The organism is Glaciibacter kafniensis (assembly GCF_039538945.1).
Lineage (GTDB): Bacteria > Actinomycetota > Actinomycetes > Actinomycetales > Microbacteriaceae > Cryobacterium > Cryobacterium kafniensis.
In genome coordinates this window covers 102,521-119,797 of the sequence record NZ_BAABCN010000008.1, presented here as the reverse complement: position 1 = coordinate 119,797, position 17,277 = coordinate 102,521, and the positions used below count along the sequence as shown (strand labels likewise).

General features: G+C 63.9%; 13 protein-coding genes and 1 tRNA gene. 7 read left to right on the top strand and 7 right to left on the bottom strand.

From position 1 onward, the window contains the following. Window positions 1-34: 34 nt before the first annotated feature. Entirely contained in the window at window positions 35-1,276 is a 1,242-nt protein-coding gene (locus tag ABD791_RS13865) for a sugar ABC transporter substrate-binding protein (protein ID WP_345067761.1), read from the bottom strand. Between the two features lie 175 nt (window positions 1,277-1,451). On the opposite strand from ABD791_RS13865, the gene ABD791_RS13860 reads away from it, so the two are divergent. Beyond that, window positions 1,452-3,125, top strand: a complete 1,674-nt coding sequence (locus ABD791_RS13860) for a glycoside hydrolase family 13 protein (protein ID WP_345067759.1) — start codon at window positions 1,452-1,454, stop codon at window positions 3,123-3,125. Between the two features lie 190 nt (window positions 3,126-3,315). Here the strand turns inward: ABD791_RS13860 and ABD791_RS13855 are convergent, their stop codons facing one another. From ABD791_RS13855 to ABD791_RS13840, 4 genes are all read right to left on the bottom strand, one after another. Continuing rightward, window positions 3,316-4,626, bottom strand: a complete 1,311-nt coding sequence (locus ABD791_RS13855; RefSeq protein ID WP_345067757.1) for a peptidoglycan DD-metalloendopeptidase family protein — start codon at window positions 4,624-4,626, stop codon at window positions 3,316-3,318. A gap of 235 nt (window positions 4,627-4,861) precedes the next feature. Further along, complete coding sequence (locus ABD791_RS13850) at window positions 4,862-5,695, bottom strand: inositol monophosphatase family protein (RefSeq protein ID WP_345067755.1); 834 nt, start codon at window positions 5,693-5,695, stop codon at window positions 4,862-4,864. Between the two features lie 239 nt (window positions 5,696-5,934). Beyond that, window positions 5,935-6,549 (bottom strand): TetR family transcriptional regulator, encoded by a 615-nt coding sequence (locus ABD791_RS13845; protein ID WP_345067753.1) that lies wholly within the window; start codon window positions 6,547-6,549, stop codon window positions 5,935-5,937. A gap of 932 nt (window positions 6,550-7,481) precedes the next feature. After that, window positions 7,482-8,654 (bottom strand): threonine synthase, encoded by a 1,173-nt coding sequence (locus ABD791_RS13840; protein ID WP_345067751.1) that lies wholly within the window; start codon window positions 8,652-8,654, stop codon window positions 7,482-7,484. Between the two features lie 139 nt (window positions 8,655-8,793). Here ABD791_RS13840 and ABD791_RS13835 point away from each other — a divergent pair, with 139 nt between their 5' ends. The 5 genes from ABD791_RS13835 (at window position 8,794) to ABD791_RS13815 (ending at window position 14,952) form a co-directional block, all read left to right on the top strand. Then, complete coding sequence (locus ABD791_RS13835; RefSeq protein ID WP_345067749.1) at window positions 8,794-9,432, top strand: TetR/AcrR family transcriptional regulator; 639 nt, start codon at window positions 8,794-8,796, stop codon at window positions 9,430-9,432. A gap of 104 nt (window positions 9,433-9,536) precedes the next feature. Then, window positions 9,537-12,086 (top strand): MMPL family transporter, encoded by a 2,550-nt coding sequence (locus ABD791_RS13830; RefSeq protein WP_345067747.1) that lies wholly within the window; start codon window positions 9,537-9,539, stop codon window positions 12,084-12,086. Window positions 12,087-12,598: 512 nt separating this feature from the next. Continuing rightward, window positions 12,599-12,745 (top strand): hypothetical protein, encoded by a 147-nt coding sequence (locus ABD791_RS13825; RefSeq protein WP_345067745.1) that lies wholly within the window; start codon window positions 12,599-12,601, stop codon window positions 12,743-12,745. A gap of 795 nt (window positions 12,746-13,540) precedes the next feature. Further along, the gene (locus ABD791_RS13820; protein ID WP_345067743.1) at window positions 13,541-14,002 is read left to right on the top strand and encodes a hypothetical protein; all 462 of its coding nucleotides are present in this window, start codon (window positions 13,541-13,543) and stop codon (window positions 14,000-14,002) included. A 623-nt stretch (window positions 14,003-14,625) separates the two neighbouring features. Next, a complete protein-coding gene (locus ABD791_RS13815) occupies window positions 14,626-14,952 on the top strand; it encodes a hypothetical protein (RefSeq protein ID WP_345067742.1) in 327 nt (108 codons plus the stop codon). A 192-nt stretch (window positions 14,953-15,144) separates the two neighbouring features. Here ABD791_RS13815 and ABD791_RS13810 read toward each other — a convergent pair whose 3' ends face one another. Next, on the bottom strand, window positions 15,145-15,801 hold the full coding sequence (locus ABD791_RS13810) for a hypothetical protein (RefSeq protein ID WP_345067740.1): 657 nt from the start codon (window positions 15,799-15,801) through the stop codon (window positions 15,145-15,147). A gap of 457 nt (window positions 15,802-16,258) precedes the next feature. Between ABD791_RS13810 and ABD791_RS13805 the strand changes: the two genes are divergently transcribed. Further along, window positions 16,259-16,840: a hypothetical protein gene (locus ABD791_RS13805; protein WP_345067738.1), complete on the top strand. Its 582-nt coding sequence runs from the start codon at window positions 16,259-16,261 to the stop codon at window positions 16,838-16,840. 219 nt (window positions 16,841-17,059) lie between these two features. Here the strand turns inward: ABD791_RS13805 and ABD791_RS13800 are convergent. Further along, window positions 17,060-17,141, bottom strand: a tRNA-Tyr gene (locus ABD791_RS13800). Between the last annotated feature and the right edge of the window lie 136 nt (window positions 17,142-17,277).

The window sequence follows — 17,277 nt, the reverse complement described above, 5'->3', positions numbered from 1 at the left end:
TTTGGCCGACAACCCGGGGGTTCGGATGGTGCTGTTAGCCGATTGCTGCCTGCACGTCGGTGGCCAGCTTCTGCCAGGTGCCGACCGGGTCGGCGCCGTTGATGATTGCTGCTTCTGCGATGCCCCAGTACTGCCAGACCTGGCCCATGGCCGGGATGGCCGGCATCGGAACCGCGTTGGCTCCCGCTGCGGCGAATCCGGCGACGAGCGGGTCAGCTGAAGCCGTCTTGGCCGCTGCGGCCAGGGCGGGGAGAACGTTGCCAGACTTGAAGAGCGAGAGCTGCACGTCTTCGGTGGCGATGTAGTTGACGAGGAAGTCGTTGGCGGCGACCTTGTTCTTGCTCTGCTCGTTGATGAAGAAGCCCTTCACACCGGCGAACGGCTGTGCCGTCTCCGGGCCGGGGCTCGGGATGGCGTCAACGGCGACGTTGATGCCGGCATCCGTTGCAGCGCCGACGTTCCACGGGCCGGTCAGCCAGAACGCCGCCTTGCCGCTCGTGAAGGCTTCCTTGGCAATGTCGCCGGTGATTTCGGTGTTGAAAACGCCGGTTCCGTTCTTGCCCTGGCTGCCGAGCCAGGTGGCGAATGCGTCGCCGCCTGCGTTGCCGAGCTCGAGCTTGGTCGCGTCGTAGCCGCCGGATGCGTCGGTGCCGAAGACGGGTGCGCCGAAGCCGGTCTGGAACGGGTACAGGTGGTACGGGTTGCCGTCTGTGCCCTGCTCGACGACGAACGGGTACGTGACACCTGCCGCGGTGCCCTGCGCGATCATGTCGTCGTAGCTGGTCGGCGCCGTGGGGGCGAGGTCTGCGTTGCGCAGCAACGCAAGGTTCTCAACCGCGTACGGCAGCTGGTAAACCTTGCCGTCGTAGGTGGCGGCGTTGATGGCGACGGGCAGAAAGTCTGCAGCCTTGTCGCCGAGTTCGATGGGTGAGACGACGCCGTTGGTGACGAGCTCGCCGAGCCAGTCGTGAGCGCCCATCACGACGTCGGGGCCCTTACCGGTCGGAGCCTGCTGGATGAAGTCATCCTTGATCTTGGCGACGTCCTTGGAGACGAGGTTCACCTCGACGCCGGTCTTCTCCTGGTAGGCCGCTGCCGCATCCTTGAGCGCATCGACGCGCTCTGCGTCAACCCATACGGTCAGGGTGCTGGACGCGGCTGAAGTGCTGTCTCCAGACCCCGCTCCAGCAGTTCCAGCTGAACATCCGGCCAGGGCCAGGGAGGCGACGACCGCAACTGCGCCAGCAGCCAGCAGGCCTTTCTTTTTCACCGTCATTGGTGTTGCCTTTCGTAGTGATTGCCGACAAAACTGCAAGCGATTACATGTATATCCTCTCATTCCTGGATTGACAACTCAGGGATTTCACATCGAGATCAGTTCGTGACAATTGCCTGAGCGTGATTTCATGCAACCGCTTCCATGAATTCGGGGATGCCGTAGTGTGTCACTCATGACAGGCAACACAGAGTGGTGGAGAACCGCCGTTATTTATCAGATCTATCCGCGCTCCTTCGCGGACGCCAATGGCGACGGCATGGGCGACCTGGCCGGCATCACCAGCCGACTCCCCGCTCTGGCCCAGCTGGGCATCGACGCGATCTGGCTTTCGCCGTTCTACACATCGCCGCAGCGTGACGCCGGATACGACGTCGCCGACTACTGCGACGTCGACCCGCTGTTTGGAACCCTGGCCGACTTCGACGTGATGCTGACCGGGGCACACGCTCTGGGCATCCGTGTGATTGTCGACCTCGTTCCGAACCACACCTCCAGCGCGCACGCCTGGTTTCAGGCAGCACTCGCAGCGGGCCCAGGCAGCGAGGAACGCGGGCACTACCTGTTCCGCGAGGGCAAGGGCGAGAACGGCGAGCTCCCACCGAATAACTGGGAGTCGGTCTTCGGCGGCGAGGCCTGGACCCGCGTGACCGAGGCGGATGGCACCCCCGGCCAGTGGTATCTGCACCTGTTCGACACCACCCAGCCCGACCTCGACTGGAACAACCCGTGGGTGCGCGAGCAGTTCCGCGACATCCTGCGTTTCTGGCTCGACCGCGGCGTCGACGGCTTCCGCGTCGATGTGGCGCACGGCATGATCAAGGCCGACGGCCTGCCCGACTACACGCCACCCACCGAGGGCGGCAGCATGGGTGGCGGCACCGCGACCCTCGAGCCCGAGATCAGCGCCGAGCCCCCGGCCCCCGCTCCGTACTGGGCGCAAGACGGCGTGCACGACATCTACCGCGACTGGCACGAGCTGCTCGCCGAGTACCCGGGCGACCGGGTGCTCGCCGCCGAGGCCTGGGTCGACCCGCTCACCGAGGTAGCCAAGTGGGTGCGCCCTGATGAAATGCACCAGGCCTTCAACTTCGCGTACCTCGAGACGCCATGGAACGCTCCGGCGCTGCGCTCGGTCATCGACGAGTCGTTGGCAGCCTTCGGCGCGGTCGGTGCGCCGAGCACCTGGGTGCTCTCAAACCACGACGTCGTGCGCCACGCGTCGCGGCTCGCCTTGACCGCTGAAAACCTGCAGGGTCACGGCATCGGGCCGAAGACTCTCGGTCTGCCCGACCCGGTTCTCGGCCTCCGTCGCGCCCGCGCCGCAACCGCGCTGATGCTGGCGCTGCCCGGCTCCAGCTATCTGTACCAGGGCGAAGAGCTCGGCCTGCCAGAGGTCATCGACCTGCCCGACTCCGCGCGCCAGGACCCCACCTGGTTTCGCACGAACGGTGAACGCTATGGGCGAGACGGATGCCGCGTGCCGATCCCGTGGACGGCCGACGGTCCGTCTTACGGTTTCGGCCCGACCGCGGCGAGCTGGTTGCCGCAGCCGACGGAGTGGGCAACCCTCGCCCGCGATGCGCAGCAGGGCGTGACCGGGTCGACGCTGGAGCTCTACACGCTGGCCCTCCGCCTGCGCCGCGAGCACGAGCTCGGCTGGGGAGGCGTGAGCTGGCTTGACGGCTATGGCGCAGAGGTCGTAGCTCTGACGAACAAAACCGTGACTGTGATCGCGAACGCGGGGGCGACATCCGTCACCCTGCCGGCCGGAGAACTGCTGCTGGCCAGCGGCCCGCTCGACGGCGATCTGCTGCCCGGTGACACGACGGTCTGGCTGCGCGCCTAACCCGGCAGCTGCACTGACGTAAAGGAGGAGATTCTGCGACACCCCGTCTCAAACCGCCAGGTTTGCACGGCATGTTGCAGAATCTCCTCCTTTGCGTGCGGCCGCGTCATGCGGCCGCGCCGATGAGTAGGCTTCCGCAATCGCGAAAGGCCCGCACAAAGCGGGCCAGATACGGTCGGTGCGGCTGTGGCTAGTTGGTGTTCGCTCGCAACCAGACGAGCGGGTCGGTCTTGGTGCCGTTGATTCCACCGAGGCGGATTTCGAAGTGCAGGTGCGGGCCGGTGGACATGCCGGTCGTGCCGGTCTTGCCGATCACTTCGCCGACCTTGACCACGTCGCCGGTCTTGAAGAGCATCGAACCGTGAATCATGTGGGCGTAAACGCTGGTCACGGTCTTGCCGTCGATCACGTGATCGATCATCATGTGCACGCCGAGGCTTCCTTCGCCGTCTTCGGCCAGGCTCACGACGCCATCGGCAATGGCCTGGATCGGAGCGCCGAGACCCGGGTTGAAGTCCTGTCCACCGTGATTCGCCGAGCAGCCGGCGCAGTCGCGCAGGCCGAACTCGTCACCGACATGCACACCGACGGCGAACGGCCACTGAATCGTGCCGTTCGGGTTGTTGGTGAAGGTGGCTTCCAAACGGATGCCACTGGCCGCGGCAACCTCGGCGATTGACTTTGACTCGTAGCCGTCACGCTGCACGGTGAGGGTGTCGCCACCGCCGGCGACGTTGATCTTCTGGCCCTCAAGCGTTGTCGTCGACTTCATCGCCAGGGCCGCAGTCTGCACGTCAGCCGACGACAACAGCGCTTCTGCCGGAAGCGACGTGGAGACAGTCATCAGAGCGACGACGGCCAGAACCGCGATGCTGGCGCCCTTGGCGGCCAGCCCCTTGACGCGTCCGACGGTTGATCGCGACGAGGTAGCCGACGGTGAGATCGAGCGGGTGGGGGTCCAGGCGGGTGCGGCCGGGCGAGCAGACTCGGCCCGAGAAGAAGTGGAGTGCGAGGTGCGGTGCGCACGTCGCGCGGAACCAGTCGGCGATGCGGGAGTGCGGCTCGACTTGGCGGAAGGCCGACTGCCTGGCTGAGGGGTGGCGGCACGACGGCTGGAACGACGCTCCGAGAGGTGCTCTTGCGGCGGTGATTCCTGGCGCTTCGCCAGCCGCTCGGTGGCCGGAAGCGTCGACGCGGCCGGAAGCGGAATCTCGGTTGTGTGCGTCTTCGCCGAACTATCGATCACGGCGATCACGGCGGTCGAGGTTGTCAGCTCGGCGGCCGGGGTCGTCAGCTCGGCAGCCGGGGTTGTCAGCTCAACGGGTGGGGTTGTCAGCTCAACGGCTGGGGTTGTCAGCTCGGCAGCCTCGACCGGAAGGGCGGCGTGCATCTGACGCTCGCGCTCGCGCAACTCACGGCGGGTGAGGGGAGGGTTCTCTGCTGTTTTGCGGTCATCCAGGGCTGACGCAGGGGCGTCGGGCTCAGTGATATGACGTGTCAAAACGAGGCAATCTTTCAGAGTTGGTTGACGTGTATGAAGCGCGTCTCTTGGCCAACGCCAAAAGTAACGAAAAATAACGGAACCTGACGAGGCTATCTCGCACAAGCTGAGAGTTCCAACAGAACTGCACCAAATGCCCCCAAAAAAGGGGGTGTCGGCCTGTCGAAATCGCCCCCCGTTCGAGGGGCAAGTCGTCGGTTGCCCCTGGAATTCGGGGCAACCGACACGTCTGAAACTAACTCAGGTTTTCCTCCATAAATTCTGTGAAAAGGTGCGACAGGCGGGGCTCGAAGCGCGCATAGAGGTCGGGGGCGGCTGCAATCACGAGATCGCTGCCCTCCCGATCGTCTCCGAAGGCACCGACTCGCGCTCCGGCCTCGCGCGCGACGAGGGCGCCCGCTGCGTGGTCCCAGGGGTTCAACCCGCGCTCGTAATAGATGTCGAGACGCGAGGCGGCCACCGAGCACAGATCGAGTGCCGCAGCCCCAATCCGACGAATGTCGCGCACCTCGCCGATCAGGCCTGCCACGACCTGCGCCTGCCGCACCCGGCGCGCGGCCGAATAGCCGAACCCCGTGCCGACCAAGGCGAGCGGCAGCTCGACTCCCGTCTTGACCTGCAGCGCCCGGTCGCCGAGAAACGACCCGCCGCCGGCTGAAGCGGTGAACAGTTCGCCCGTGGCCGGGTTGAGCACGGCACCGGCCAGCGTGGTCCAGGTCGCCGGGTCGGTGCCCCCCTCGACAACGGCGATGCTCACCGCATAAGCGGGAATGCCGTAGAGATAGTTGACGGTGCCGTCAATCGGGTCGACGACCCAGGTCAGCCCGCTCGAGCCCGCCGTGGCATCCGACTCTTCGCCATGGAAACCGTCATTCGGGCGCGCCTCAGCCAGCAGTCGGCGAATGAGCACCTCGCTCTCCCTGTCGGCGTTGGTGACAATGTCTTCGGGTGACGATTTCGAGGCGGCGATATCGACACCGTCGGCACGCCGTGCGCGCACGAGGTCTCCAGCCGCGATGGCGGTGTCACGGGCAAGGGCAAGCAGCGCTGCTGCGGCAGGTGTCGTCATGCGTCAACGCTAGTGCGAGCGGCCAGTGCCGGGGCGACCATGTCGACACAGTCGGCAATCGACCAGCGGCTGAAGCGGCATCCCGCAGTCGGGGCCGGCGCAAGCGGCCCCCCGACCGCTGCGCCGAAATTCAATGCTTCCCCCACATCGAACCCCTTAGTACGACCGTACTACAGCGCGGGTGCAAGGCCACAATCGGGCGAAGACCTGCGTCACAATCGACTCACCTGGCGTAGAAATCAAACGTCCAGATATTTTCCGACGTCGGTGACGCCCAGCACCGGGAGCACCCGAGCGAGCATCTCCTCGATGCGCTCGGGCAGATCCTCCCGGCCGGTCAAGCGATGCGAGGTCTCCTGCACGCCATTGAACGTTGCGACGAGGTGCCAGCCCTCCCGCTCGACATCGAGACCAGGCGGAATCTCCCCCGCCTCCATCGCTTCGCGTAGCGATCCGGCCACTTTGTCCATCCAGCCGAGATACGGCGTCGGAAAGGTGACGGGAATCAGCTGGTACTCCCGCACCAAGCGCACGGCGGCCCGCACGCGCACGTCGTCGCGAAACGCCCCGGAGACGCCGCGGATCGACGCGACAATCGCGGCGATCCCGGTGAGCGGCACTGTTTCATCGAGCAGGTTCGCAAACGGCGCCTTCGCGAAGGTAGCCTGCACGATGGCGACGGCAAGGTCGGCTTTCGCTTTGAAATGGTATTGAACGAGCCCCTTGCCCATGCCCGATTTCGCGGCGATGTCACCAATCGAGGTGCCGGCATAGCCGCGTTCGGCAAATTCACTGGCCGCAGTGGCCAGGATGCGTTCACGCGTCTCGCTGGAGCGGGCGCCCGGTGCCGACACGGCTGCCTCCAGAAAATGCGCGAATGGTTGAGAAGAAACACTACGCGCAGGACCTGGCCGCGAGATCACGACAGGCTCACTCCCAGCGCATCAGCGGCGAGAATCCAGAAACGGGTCGGTTGAAGGCCGGTGTTTGAGCCCGTCCAATTTCGTTGATCGAGGAGCGCCCGACGCAGGAGGCCGCGTCTCGAGATCTCGCGAGCCGATCTTGCGACCCTGGGTTGCGTTCGAACGGCGACTCGCGCTCTCGAGCTTCGGGGCCGCTGCGCGGCATTGTGGTGGACGAACTTGACCATTTTGTTGGTCGAGGAGCCGCCCGCGGCCGTCTCGACGCTTCTCTGGGTGATGTCAAGCCGCTTGGGCGTCGAGTTTCTAAAAAGTGACCGTGCGGTGTAGCGCTTGAGGCAGCGGACCTCCGTGAGGCAGGCCGTATCCGTTGCGCGGGTCCGGTGCCGTCACGCGGGTCGGCGCCAACGCGCCCAGCGGCGCCCAACGCGCGCAAGGCGCAGTCCGCCCGCTCAGGCCTCTCCGTACATCCGTCGCGCGGGTCGGATGCCGCCACGCGGGTCGGACGCAGGGCCCAATTACACCACGCGGGTTGAAAACCGCCACGCCCAGTGAACTCAACGGGCGTCACGGTTTTCGACCCGCGCAACGGTTCCGGTGGTCGACAAGAACGGTCAGAGACCTCGGGAGTCACCTTCCATCTTGCGCATGAGCACCAGCCTGCCAGTCAACCGGACCAGCTCGCGATCGTTACAGAGACCCCGTGAGCCACTGTTTGAACGCAACCCGAGTTCAAGGATTGGCTCGCGAGATCTCGAGACGCGTGCTCGCAAGCTCGCGCGCTCCTCGATCAAGGAAAAGGCCATATACCTAGACACGGCCTCCTGCCTCGGCTGCTCCTCGATCACCGAAGTGGTGACAGTCGTTTAGCGCGCACCGAGTAGCTGCGACATGGCCTGTGAGGCTTTCAGGCCGGAGCCGGTGAGCACCACCACCGTCGTCTCCCCCTGGTCGATCAGCCCGGTGCCGAGATGGTGCAGCGCCGCAGCGAATCCGAGGGCCCCGGTCGGCTCGGTGTAGAGCCCCCTCGTCAGCAGCATGCGCAGCGCGTCGACGATCGCATCCTCCGCGACCGCATTCATCCCGCCGCCGCACGTACGGATCGCGGCAAGCACCTCTCGATCGCGAACCGGTGCGCCGATCGAGGCGCCCTCGGCGATCGTCGGCGACCAGCGGTCCTGCCGCGCGATATCCACCCCAAGCGCTCCCTGATCGAAGGCATCGACCAGAGGTGCACAGTTCGCTGGTTGCGCGGCGAAGATCCGTGGCATCCGCTCGATGCACCCGGCGCGCAGCAGCTCGCCAAAGCCCAGTGACAACCCGAGGACGTTGCTCCCGGCGCCCGCCGGCACCACGACATTGTCTGGAGCCACGAATCCGAGGTCTTCCCAGATTTCGTAGCTCATCAGTTTGACGCCCTGCAGAAAGGCGGGATGCCAGTTGTGGCTCGCGTAGAAGATGTCGGCGGCTCGTCGCTCGGCCTCAGCCGCGGTCTCGGTGCGCGTGCCATCGAACTCCTCGACGGTGGCGCCGAAGAGGAGGCTCTGTTGCTGCTTGGCCGCTGAGGTGCCGCGCGGTACGAGAATGTTCGCGCGCATCCCCGCCGCGGCCGCGTACGCCGCCGCCGAGGATCCACCGTTTCCGGAGCTGTCTTCGAGGAACTCCTCGATGCCGTGCGCCGCGAGGGTGGAGATCAGAATTGACATCCCCCGGTCTTTGAAGCTCCCGGTCGGGTTGAACCATTCGGCCTTGACCCGCAGATCACCGAGTGAGGTCCCCACGGTGAGCAGCGGCGTGGCGCCTTCGCCGAGGGAGATTTCGCGCTGGAAGCGCTGTGGAAGCGCGGCGCGGTATCGCCAGTGCGATCGCTCGGTACGGTCGATCTGCTCGGGACGAATGCCGGGCAGTTCCGACATCATCAACGGACTCCCGTCATCGCCGCGCCAGCGTGGTTCGGCGAGCGGATAGCGTCGTCCGCTCCGGTCGAACAGGAACGGCTTCTCCGACATGCATTCCTCCGGTCCGCGACGATCCGTCACGACTGGAGCCTACGTGCACAGGCGCACACCGCCGACCCACGATCGCTCATCGTCGGCCTTCGCTTCTTCACAGCGAAGTCGCAGCAGCAGCCCCCTGAAAAGCATGCACTTCGTGCATCGTTGCATTTAGTGTAAACAGGTGACCATCCGTGCCATTGCCCCTGATCGACGTGCCGAGCTCAAAGCGCGATACCGTCTGGCGATTCTCGATGCCGCCGAGTCGCTGATTCGCGAGCGGGGTAAGCCGAATTTCAGCGTTGACGAACTCGCCGAGCGTGCCGATGTCTCCCGCCGTACCGTTTTCAATCACTTCGCCTCACTCGATGACGTGGTCATGACGACCTGCACTCGAGTGTTCAGCGGGGTTCTGGGCGAGTTTCGGGCGGCGACGAAGGCGGCCCCCGCCGGAGTCGGCAACCGCGTGGCTCTGTTCGCCGAGATCACGACAGTGCTTCGCAACATCGACCTGCCCACCGTGGTCGCCTATCTCTGGGGCGTACTCACCGACGACAGCGATGGCCGCTCCAAACACACCTTCGAGGATGTCGTCACTCGCGCGACCGAGCAGCTCTCGGTTGAGATCGCCGATCGCAGCGAGATCGATGAATTCGAAGTCGCGATCCTCGTCGGCTCCGTCATGAACGGCATCGCCGTGGTGGCCGCCCACTGGATCGCCCGCACGGGCGGCACGCTCGATGGGGTCTCCCGAAAGGTGTGGAACGAACTGTTCGACCGCCTCATCGTCAGCCTCCGCACCGGTTACGCCGCTCCCCACTGAGCCAGAACCTCCTCTCTGTTCTCGATGACGCGACGTGAGATTCCCCGCCCCACCCCTCGCCCCTCATCCGACCCCCACCCGACCATAGAAAGAACCTGAGAAATATGGCATCCCTTCTTTACCGACTCGGTCGGTTCTCCGCCCGCCGAGCCTGGCTGATCATCGTCGCGTGGGTGGTCGTTCTCGGCCTCGCCGGCGGCGCGTTCGCTCTCTTCGGCGGCACACTGACCTCAGCCGTCAGCATCCCCGGCACCGCCACCCAGAAGGTGAGCGACGAGCTCGCCGAGAAATTCCCTGCCGCCAGCGGCGGTCGGGGCACCGTTGTCTTCACCACCACCGACGACTCGCCGTTCACGGCCGAGCAGAAGACCTCGATCGGTGAGTTGCTCACGCGCACCACCGACCTCGATAACGTGACGTCGACCACGAACCCCTTCGACACCCAGGCCCAGATCGACGCCCAGGGCCAGCAGATCACCGACGGTCGCCAGCAGATCGCCGACGGCACGGCCCAGATGGATGCGGGGCAGGCGCAGATCGACGCGGCCACGGCTCAGATTGAGGCCGGGCAAGCGCAGCTCGATGCCAGTCGCGCCCAGGCCGAGGCGGCGGGGCAGCTTGCCGCCGCCCAGCCGATGCTCGATGCGCAGCAGGCCCAGATCGATGCGGGCAAGACGGAGATTGCCACGCAGCAGGCGACCCTCGACGCCAGCCGCACCGAACTCGAGAAGCAGCGCAACACGCTTGAGCAGGGATCCGAGCTGCTGGGCCTGGCCGCGGCGATCCGCCAGGTCTCGAACGATGAGACGACTGCTGTCGCGAGCATCCAGTTCGACACCTCGCTGAACGCGCTTCCGGCCGAGTCCAAGGAAGCGGTCGTCGACGAGATGAACAACGCCGGGATCGACGGCGTCACGGCCTTGGTCTCCAACGACATCGCCGCCAGCATCCCCGAGATCCTGGGCCCGGGTGAGATCGGCGGTGTGATTATCGCGGCCGTCGTGCTGTTCATCATGCTCGGCACGCTGATCGGTGCAGGGCTCCCCCTGCTGAACGCGCTCATCGGCGTGGCCGTCGGCGTGCTCGCGTCGCTCGCGCTCTCAGGCACCGTCGAGATGCTCTCCGTCACCCCGGTGCTCGGCGTCATGCTCGGCCTCGCGGTCGGAATCGACTATTCGCTGTTCATCCTCAACCGGCATCGCACACAACTGCGAAACGGTGTGCCCCTGCAGGAGTCGATCGGGCTCGCGAACGGCACGTCCGGCAACGCGGTTGTGTTTGCCGGCGCCACCGTGCTCATCGCCTTGCTGGCCCTCAACCTCACCGGCATCCCGTTCCTCGGTCTGATGGGCACCGTCGGCGCCGTCTGTGTCTTCGTCGCGATCCTCATCGCGATCACTCTGACACCGGCGATGCTCGGCTTGGTCGGTTCGAAGATTCTCACGAAGAAGGCCCGAGCGCGCGTCGGCAGCACCGACACCCACGCCACCGTGCCGAGCAAACCGATGAACACCGTGCGCGCCGTGGTGACCGTGGTCGCCGGCGTCGCCGTGCTGCTGATCATCGCCATCCCCGCGCTCTCGATGCGCCTGGGGCTCCCGGCCGGCTCGTCAGAGCCGCTCAACTCGAGCGCGTACAAGGCCTACACGCTCGTTGCTGACAAGTTCGGCGCCGGCGTCAACGGCCCGCTGCTCGTGGTCGCCGACCTCGATAAGGCGATCTCCAGCGACGATCTGGTCGCCGAACAGGTGCGCATCGGAACCGCACTCAAAGCGGTGAACGACGTCGTGGCGGTCGCCCCCATCGGGGCGTCCGACGACGATCTGCTGCTCGCCTTCCAGGTCATCCCCGAGGAGGGGCCGACCAGCGAATCGACCGAGCAACTCGTACGCGACCTTCGGGATCTCGACATCGACGGCGTCTCCTCTCTCGGGGTCGCCGGCAACGCATCCGGAAACATCGACGTCAGCGAGAAACTCGGCGCCGCGCTCCCGCTCTATCTGCTCGTCGTCGTGGGACTCTCGTTGATCATCCTGATCTTCGTGTTCCGCTCGATTCTGGTGCCGGTCACCGCGACCCTGGGCTTCGTGCTGTCGCTATTCGCGTCATTCGGCGCGATCACTGCGGTCTTCCAATGGGGCTGGCTCGAACCGGTCTTCGGCATCCATGACCCGGGGCCCATCCTGAGCTTCCTGCCCATCCTCGTGGTCGGCATCCTGTTCGGGCTGGCGATGGACTACCAACTGTTCTTGGTCAGCGGGATGCGCGAATCGTTCACCCATGGCGCCCCGGCGCGTCTCGCCGTGCAGCGCGGTGTTCACGCCGGCCGCACCGTTGTCATCGCCGCCGCGCTGATCATGGCCTCGGTCTTCTCCGGCTTCGTCTTCTCGAACTCGGTGATGATCCAGTCGATCGGCTTCGGTCTTGGCATTGGAGTGCTCCTCGACGCGTTCGTGGTGCGACTGCTGATCATCCCGGCCGTGATGCACCTACTGGGTGACGCGGCCTGGTGGCTGCCGAAGTGGCTCGACCGCATCCTGCCCAACGTTGATGTCGAGGGAGCGTCGCTCGAGCGCTCGCACGCCGGCGTCTACGCGGAGAGCGGGCTTGAACCTGAGGCCGCCGCAACGCCGGGCGCCTCCAGAGAGAGCTAGAGCTCAAGCCAGAGAGAACGACGAAGGCCCCCGGCGAATTGCTGGGGGCCTTACGTTTATTGATGTGGCGAGTGAGGGATTCGAACCCCCGAATGCTGAGCAGTCTGATTTACAGTTTGTTCAACCCAGAATCCATCAGTGTCCGACTGCATCCGCGCGCCTCCGTGACGCGTAAACATCACGACGTCGATAGCCGATCTCGTCCTCCCGAAACCCCTCGAAACCTGCCTTGTGTGCTCACAATGTGTTCACACTCGACGGAACACGCAGCCCGGTAGTGCTTCGGCCAGTCAGGCCCACCGCAGCTGATATCGGCCTAGCGGACGTCAGCTTGCCTGTCTGCTGGGCGTCGGCCAGAGGGGACTCGCTCAGTGAGTTCCCCGGGCGGCGGCCGCGAACATTTTAGGGAGGCCCCCAAATTGATCGATGACCATTTTCCCGGCGCCGTGAAGATGGTCGAGCACCATATTGAGGACCTGCCCAAATTGGTCAGTTTCTGATTCAATAGGCGCATGATTGGGCCTGACGTCGACCTCGAAACTTCCGCCGACCAAGAGATCATCGATTCCTACCTTGAGGGCGGTCTGGTCGACGAGGCGACTGCACGAATGTACCTGGCCATTGTTCGGAGCCCTCGCTCGGATCTCTTCGTGGATTAGGCTCCCGATCTGGATCAATCCCGCGGCGCCGCGAGGATGATGATCCGCGAGGCCGCGCAATCGCCAGAGTTCCGTCCATCTGAGTGACGGAACGCCCAGCAACCAACGCGAGATGACGACGAGGGGGTGCAAGACTTGCATACCCTTTCCGGCATCCCGACGTTCTAGGTGGGCGCCTAAATCATGCCTGGCACCAGACCATCTTCGGGAGTCACCGAAAATGGTACGCAGGCGAGGGGGTCGCTCAAATCGAGATCCTTCACGCGGGGTACTCACCCCTGAGTACCCCTATCTTGAATCTTGAAATGAGGGCGGCATTCTGGGCCCGTACCCTCGCGCTGGGCGAGGGTACGCACATCTGCGTACCCTCCCTCACGATGGGGTCAGTACTACTTAGCTCATCGGCTCAGCGATCATTTCGTTGAGGTCAACGAAATGCTCGAAGACTTCGGGCAGGTCGCATTTCAAATGCGACCTGGTTCCGCGGGCCAGCATGATTTGTCCTTGCAGCCAAATCATCTCCGGCGCCTCCCGAAAATGATCGTGCTCGAAGGGGTTCCACAAAGAGGAAGCCCTTGGCCATTCGACTGCGCGTTTGACCGGTCGAACCCGAAATGCGCGTATGCACCTACGCAGGTACGTCAGATGGCGAGCGGCGTGAACATTCGACAGCAAATGCACGCAGGCGGGTACGCGTGTGCGTCAGGAAGCGGTGCAAGGCCGTGCATCAGGCCGACACCGGCCACGCTGCTTCCTTCACCGTCGGTCCCAACTGCGAGAATCAACCATCAACCCATGACGGATATCGAAGAGGCAGAGCCGGAACCAAAGGCGGCGAGCTGGACGGACATGGCCATGCCGAGTCTCCCGAGGTTGCCCGATATGTTTTCGTTACTCGGTTTGTCCAAAGGCTCCGGCACTCTGAGCCATTTGATCCCGGCATTGGACCAGCGGCTGATTTTTTCTGAGCCACCGGATATCTATGTCGACCAGTCACCCCGCAAGACAGCCAAGAACACGAAGTCCATGGCCAAAGCAACGGCGGAGATGCTCGCGCTCACCCAGGCGAGCCTGAAGCTTGCCGAGCAGGCTCGCGCCGACTATGCGCAGGCCTCACGCTTCAACAGGGCAATGACGTGGACCTCAGTCGGCATCGCAGTCTTCTCGCTTGTCGTATCCGGCTTCTCCCTGTGGGTCGCCACGGTCGCCCTCAGCGTTGACGCCCCGGCACCCACGAAGTCGAGCTCAACGCCGTAGCTCTCAACGAGTCGAAGCCCGTCAGGTCCGACGCGCGCCCGAGTTGGTGTACCGTTCGATCTGTAGGACGCTCCCCGCACCAGCCTTGAAATAACAGGCCGTCAGAACGGGCGGGCCAGGCGCCCTACTTTTTCGCCTGCACACCCCGAAACGAGCCTCGTCGCGCATCGTTTCGCTAGTAGGGCGTCCCCTGCGTCAGCCTTGAAATAACAGGCGTCGGAACACGCGGGCCTGTGACGCCCTACCTCTGCGTTCGGGAGTCGACGGATGCCGGCTGCATTCCCGACGTCGCTCTACAGACTGACTCAACAGGAAAAGCGCCCCGCTCTGACTCGTGTGAGCCATGGCGGGGCGCTTCGATGAAAGGGTGTGGTGTTTCGCCACCCCCTCAGTTCTGGGCGAGGCCCTCGGAGTTCCGGATCACGGCGACGAGCACTTGGAAGCTTGGCGCCGGCGAGCATGAGCAAGCCGCGCAGCTCATCGTCGGTGAGGGTGCCGAGATCGTCGGTACCGGCGCCCTGTCGAACAGTGTCCGGGATGAACTGAACATTCTCGCTCAGTGTGGCTTGCGCGGATGGGAGGGTACGCGTCACATGCGTATCCGGCCCTCTAAGCTCACGACCATGGGAATGAAACTAAGCAACGCCACGGTACGCCTCGTTGACCTCGCACTGGACACGACTGTTCTCGATGGCCTGGAAGCAACCGACGTGAACTTCATCGGCCCCGCGGTAATGGCGTTGCTGCCAGGCACCGGCCAATGGAACGACGTCACTTTCGCCGAACCGATCGACTCTCTGCTCTGGGACATCGATGATCAGCGACTTTCAATCACCGGCGCTGTCGGAGTTAGCAACTTTGTGTTCACACGGTGCACCTTTTCAAGCATCGGCATCGCGGCTCAGCGGTCGCAGATGCCCGAGCTCGTGAAACTGATCAGCGTTTCTTGATGGGATCGTCGTTCTAAAGGATCATCCTGGCTAAAGCCGACCTGCTCGACCGTAAGCTTGACCGGTCGAAGCGAAACGCGCGCAGGCGTACACGCAGGTACGTCAAGGATTCTGCTTCGTGCAACATTGCACAGGCAAACCCGCGCGGGCGGGTACGCCTGTGCGTCAGTCCCTAGAGCGAGCGGCAACGATTCATGCGTCGAGGCTGATGTGCCCGGCCTTGATGTCGTGCATCACCTGCCGTCGCACGTTGCCAACAATTCTGAGGAGCACATCGAGTTGCAGGATTACGGCCAGCAACACTGACTCCATATCGCTCACGTTATCGAGTCGGGCACGTCTGGAATCGTCTTCGTGAAAGGCAACGCCGTTGATGTAATCCATTGTGATTTGATCGGCGCCCAAGAGTTTGCCTGGCCCGAGACCGTTGTCCATCTCAAGACGGCCGGAGTACATCATGGCGCCACCTTCCGGGCTGACCAACGCTCCGTCCCGAACGATCTGAGCAACATGCTTTTTGAGAGGATCTAGGCCTCTGGCGCGCTCTGGCGAGAGGCGCTGGAGCGCTCTGACGATGCCCGGGAGGTAGCAGTCCTCTCCGACCATGAAAAACACCCTGCATTCGACGATGACGCTGTTGAGTATGCGTCGATCGAGAGAGGGTTGGTCGAGCCCGCTCAGGGACCATTCTTCGCCGTCGTCGCTGCTCCAGTGAAGCTGCATGGCCATCTGCCCTGTATCGGGATCACGCAACGCAATAAGGGGCTCTCCCAAGCCCGGCGCCGATCTCTCAATAAACTTCCGGAGCTTGTTTCGGGCGGCTTCCTGCTGCTCAATTGTTTGTGACATGCCGGGACACTATCGGTCAGCTGGGCGCTTGACCGCCATTTGCGCTTGCTTGCGGCGGAACCCGCTGGTGAGCCTGATTCGCGATTAGATTACACCTGCCGTCGACCGGCAGCGCTCCCAGTGTTCTCTCCCGCTCGTTCGACTGTGCGTGCACTCGTATGGACGGCGCGAGGTGGAACTATCCCAGACGGTTGTCCGTTGTCGGCGTGAGATTGCCGTGCGTGATATCGCATCCTGTGCATTGGATTAGGTACTCATCGCCGGCTGCGAGTCGCCGATCGACGTTCCTTGTGGCGATCGCGCGCGAACCACAAGCTGGACAAAGTACATCTATCGAAACGGCCACTGGTTCTCCTTCATTCAGGCCAGGCGGGCGCCTGGGCTTGCCCGATCCTCGCAGCAGTTCAACTTCCGACTGGCCCCGGACACGCCGGTTGTTCCCGATAGAGTGCGAGACATGGAAGCTGCGACGTTATGGATTGCATTTGTGTCCGCGGTTGGGACAGGCGGGGCGGCAATCTTCGCGGGCTTCGCAATGGCGAACTCGGCCAAGGCAGAGGCCGCCGCAGCCAAGTCAGCGACGCGTGCCGAGAAAGCCCAAGCACAGGCTTTGGACGCATGGAAAGCAAGCGCTGCGGCATTGGAACAGGCAAATAGTCGCGCGGAACGCGCTGCGCGGGCACCTCTCGGACACGCACTGAACGACCTCGGGAAAAACATCCTCTCGGCGCGGTTTTCACGAGCCTCCGAGCTAGGAAGATACCCAGGGCGCGTCGAGGAAGCGGCGGCGCTAGGACCGCTCCAGTTTGCTGCTGGACATCCCTCTGCGAGGAAGGTCACGCGCTGGGTAGGGGAATTTGCAGAGTCGGTCCCGCTGCGCGATCCCGCGTCGATGCTTGGCGCTATGTCCTTGATTGGCGACAGGGTGCGAGATTGGGTGGCAGATCCCGACAGCACGATGACGGCAATTCGGGCTGATCCAAAAGTGCCAGAGAGCGCCATCACCCCTGGCGACAGTGCGGAATGGCGGGTCGAGTAGCCTCTCATGTTCGCTGTCACCTCCGCGACAGACTCTCTCTCACTGCAGCGCGTACCAACCGGGCGTTGCGGCCTTTGAATCCGAACTTGTACCGCAGGTTTGTCTGCCGTCCCTGAGCCGTGGTGTGCTCACAAGTGTGCTTACAGGCAAAAAAGAAGCCCCGCTCGGTGCCTCCGTGGAGGCCCTTGCGGGGCTTACTTCCCAGTCATAGCTGGAATGTGGCGAGTGAGGGATTCGAACCCCCGAATGCTGAGCAGTCTGATTTACAGTCAGATCCCTTTGGCCGCTTGGGTAACTCGCCAATGCGCACCCGACCTCGTGAAGCCACAGGACCGGAGACGCGTTGACAAGGATACAAGCCACAGGGCATTTGCGGAAATCAGGAATTCACGGCGATTCCCCGCGGTCTGAAATGCGCACGATCCGAACCCACACCT

Coding starts and splice junctions, on each gene's coding strand:
- ABD791_RS13850 (WP_345067755.1), bottom strand. CDS start 5,695: ATGACGACACCTGCCGCAGCAGCGCTGCTTGCCCTTGCCCGTGACACC.
- ABD791_RS13825 (WP_345067745.1), top strand. CDS start 12,599: ATGATTGGGCCTGACGTCGACCTCGAAACTTCCGCCGACCAAGAGATC.
- ABD791_RS13815 (WP_345067742.1), top strand. CDS start 14,626: ATGGGAATGAAACTAAGCAACGCCACGGTACGCCTCGTTGACCTCGCA.
- ABD791_RS13830 (WP_345067747.1), top strand. CDS start 9,537: ATGGCATCCCTTCTTTACCGACTCGGTCGGTTCTCCGCCCGCCGAGCC.
- ABD791_RS13805 (WP_345067738.1), top strand. CDS start 16,259: ATGGAAGCTGCGACGTTATGGATTGCATTTGTGTCCGCGGTTGGGACA.
- ABD791_RS13820 (WP_345067743.1), top strand. CDS start 13,541: ATGACGGATATCGAAGAGGCAGAGCCGGAACCAAAGGCGGCGAGCTGG.
- ABD791_RS13865 (WP_345067761.1), bottom strand. CDS start 1,276: ATGACGGTGAAAAAGAAAGGCCTGCTGGCTGCTGGCGCAGTTGCGGTC.
- ABD791_RS13810 (WP_345067740.1), bottom strand. CDS start 15,801: ATGTCACAAACAATTGAGCAGCAGGAAGCCGCCCGAAACAAGCTCCGG.
- ABD791_RS13860 (WP_345067759.1), top strand. CDS start 1,452: ATGACAGGCAACACAGAGTGGTGGAGAACCGCCGTTATTTATCAGATC.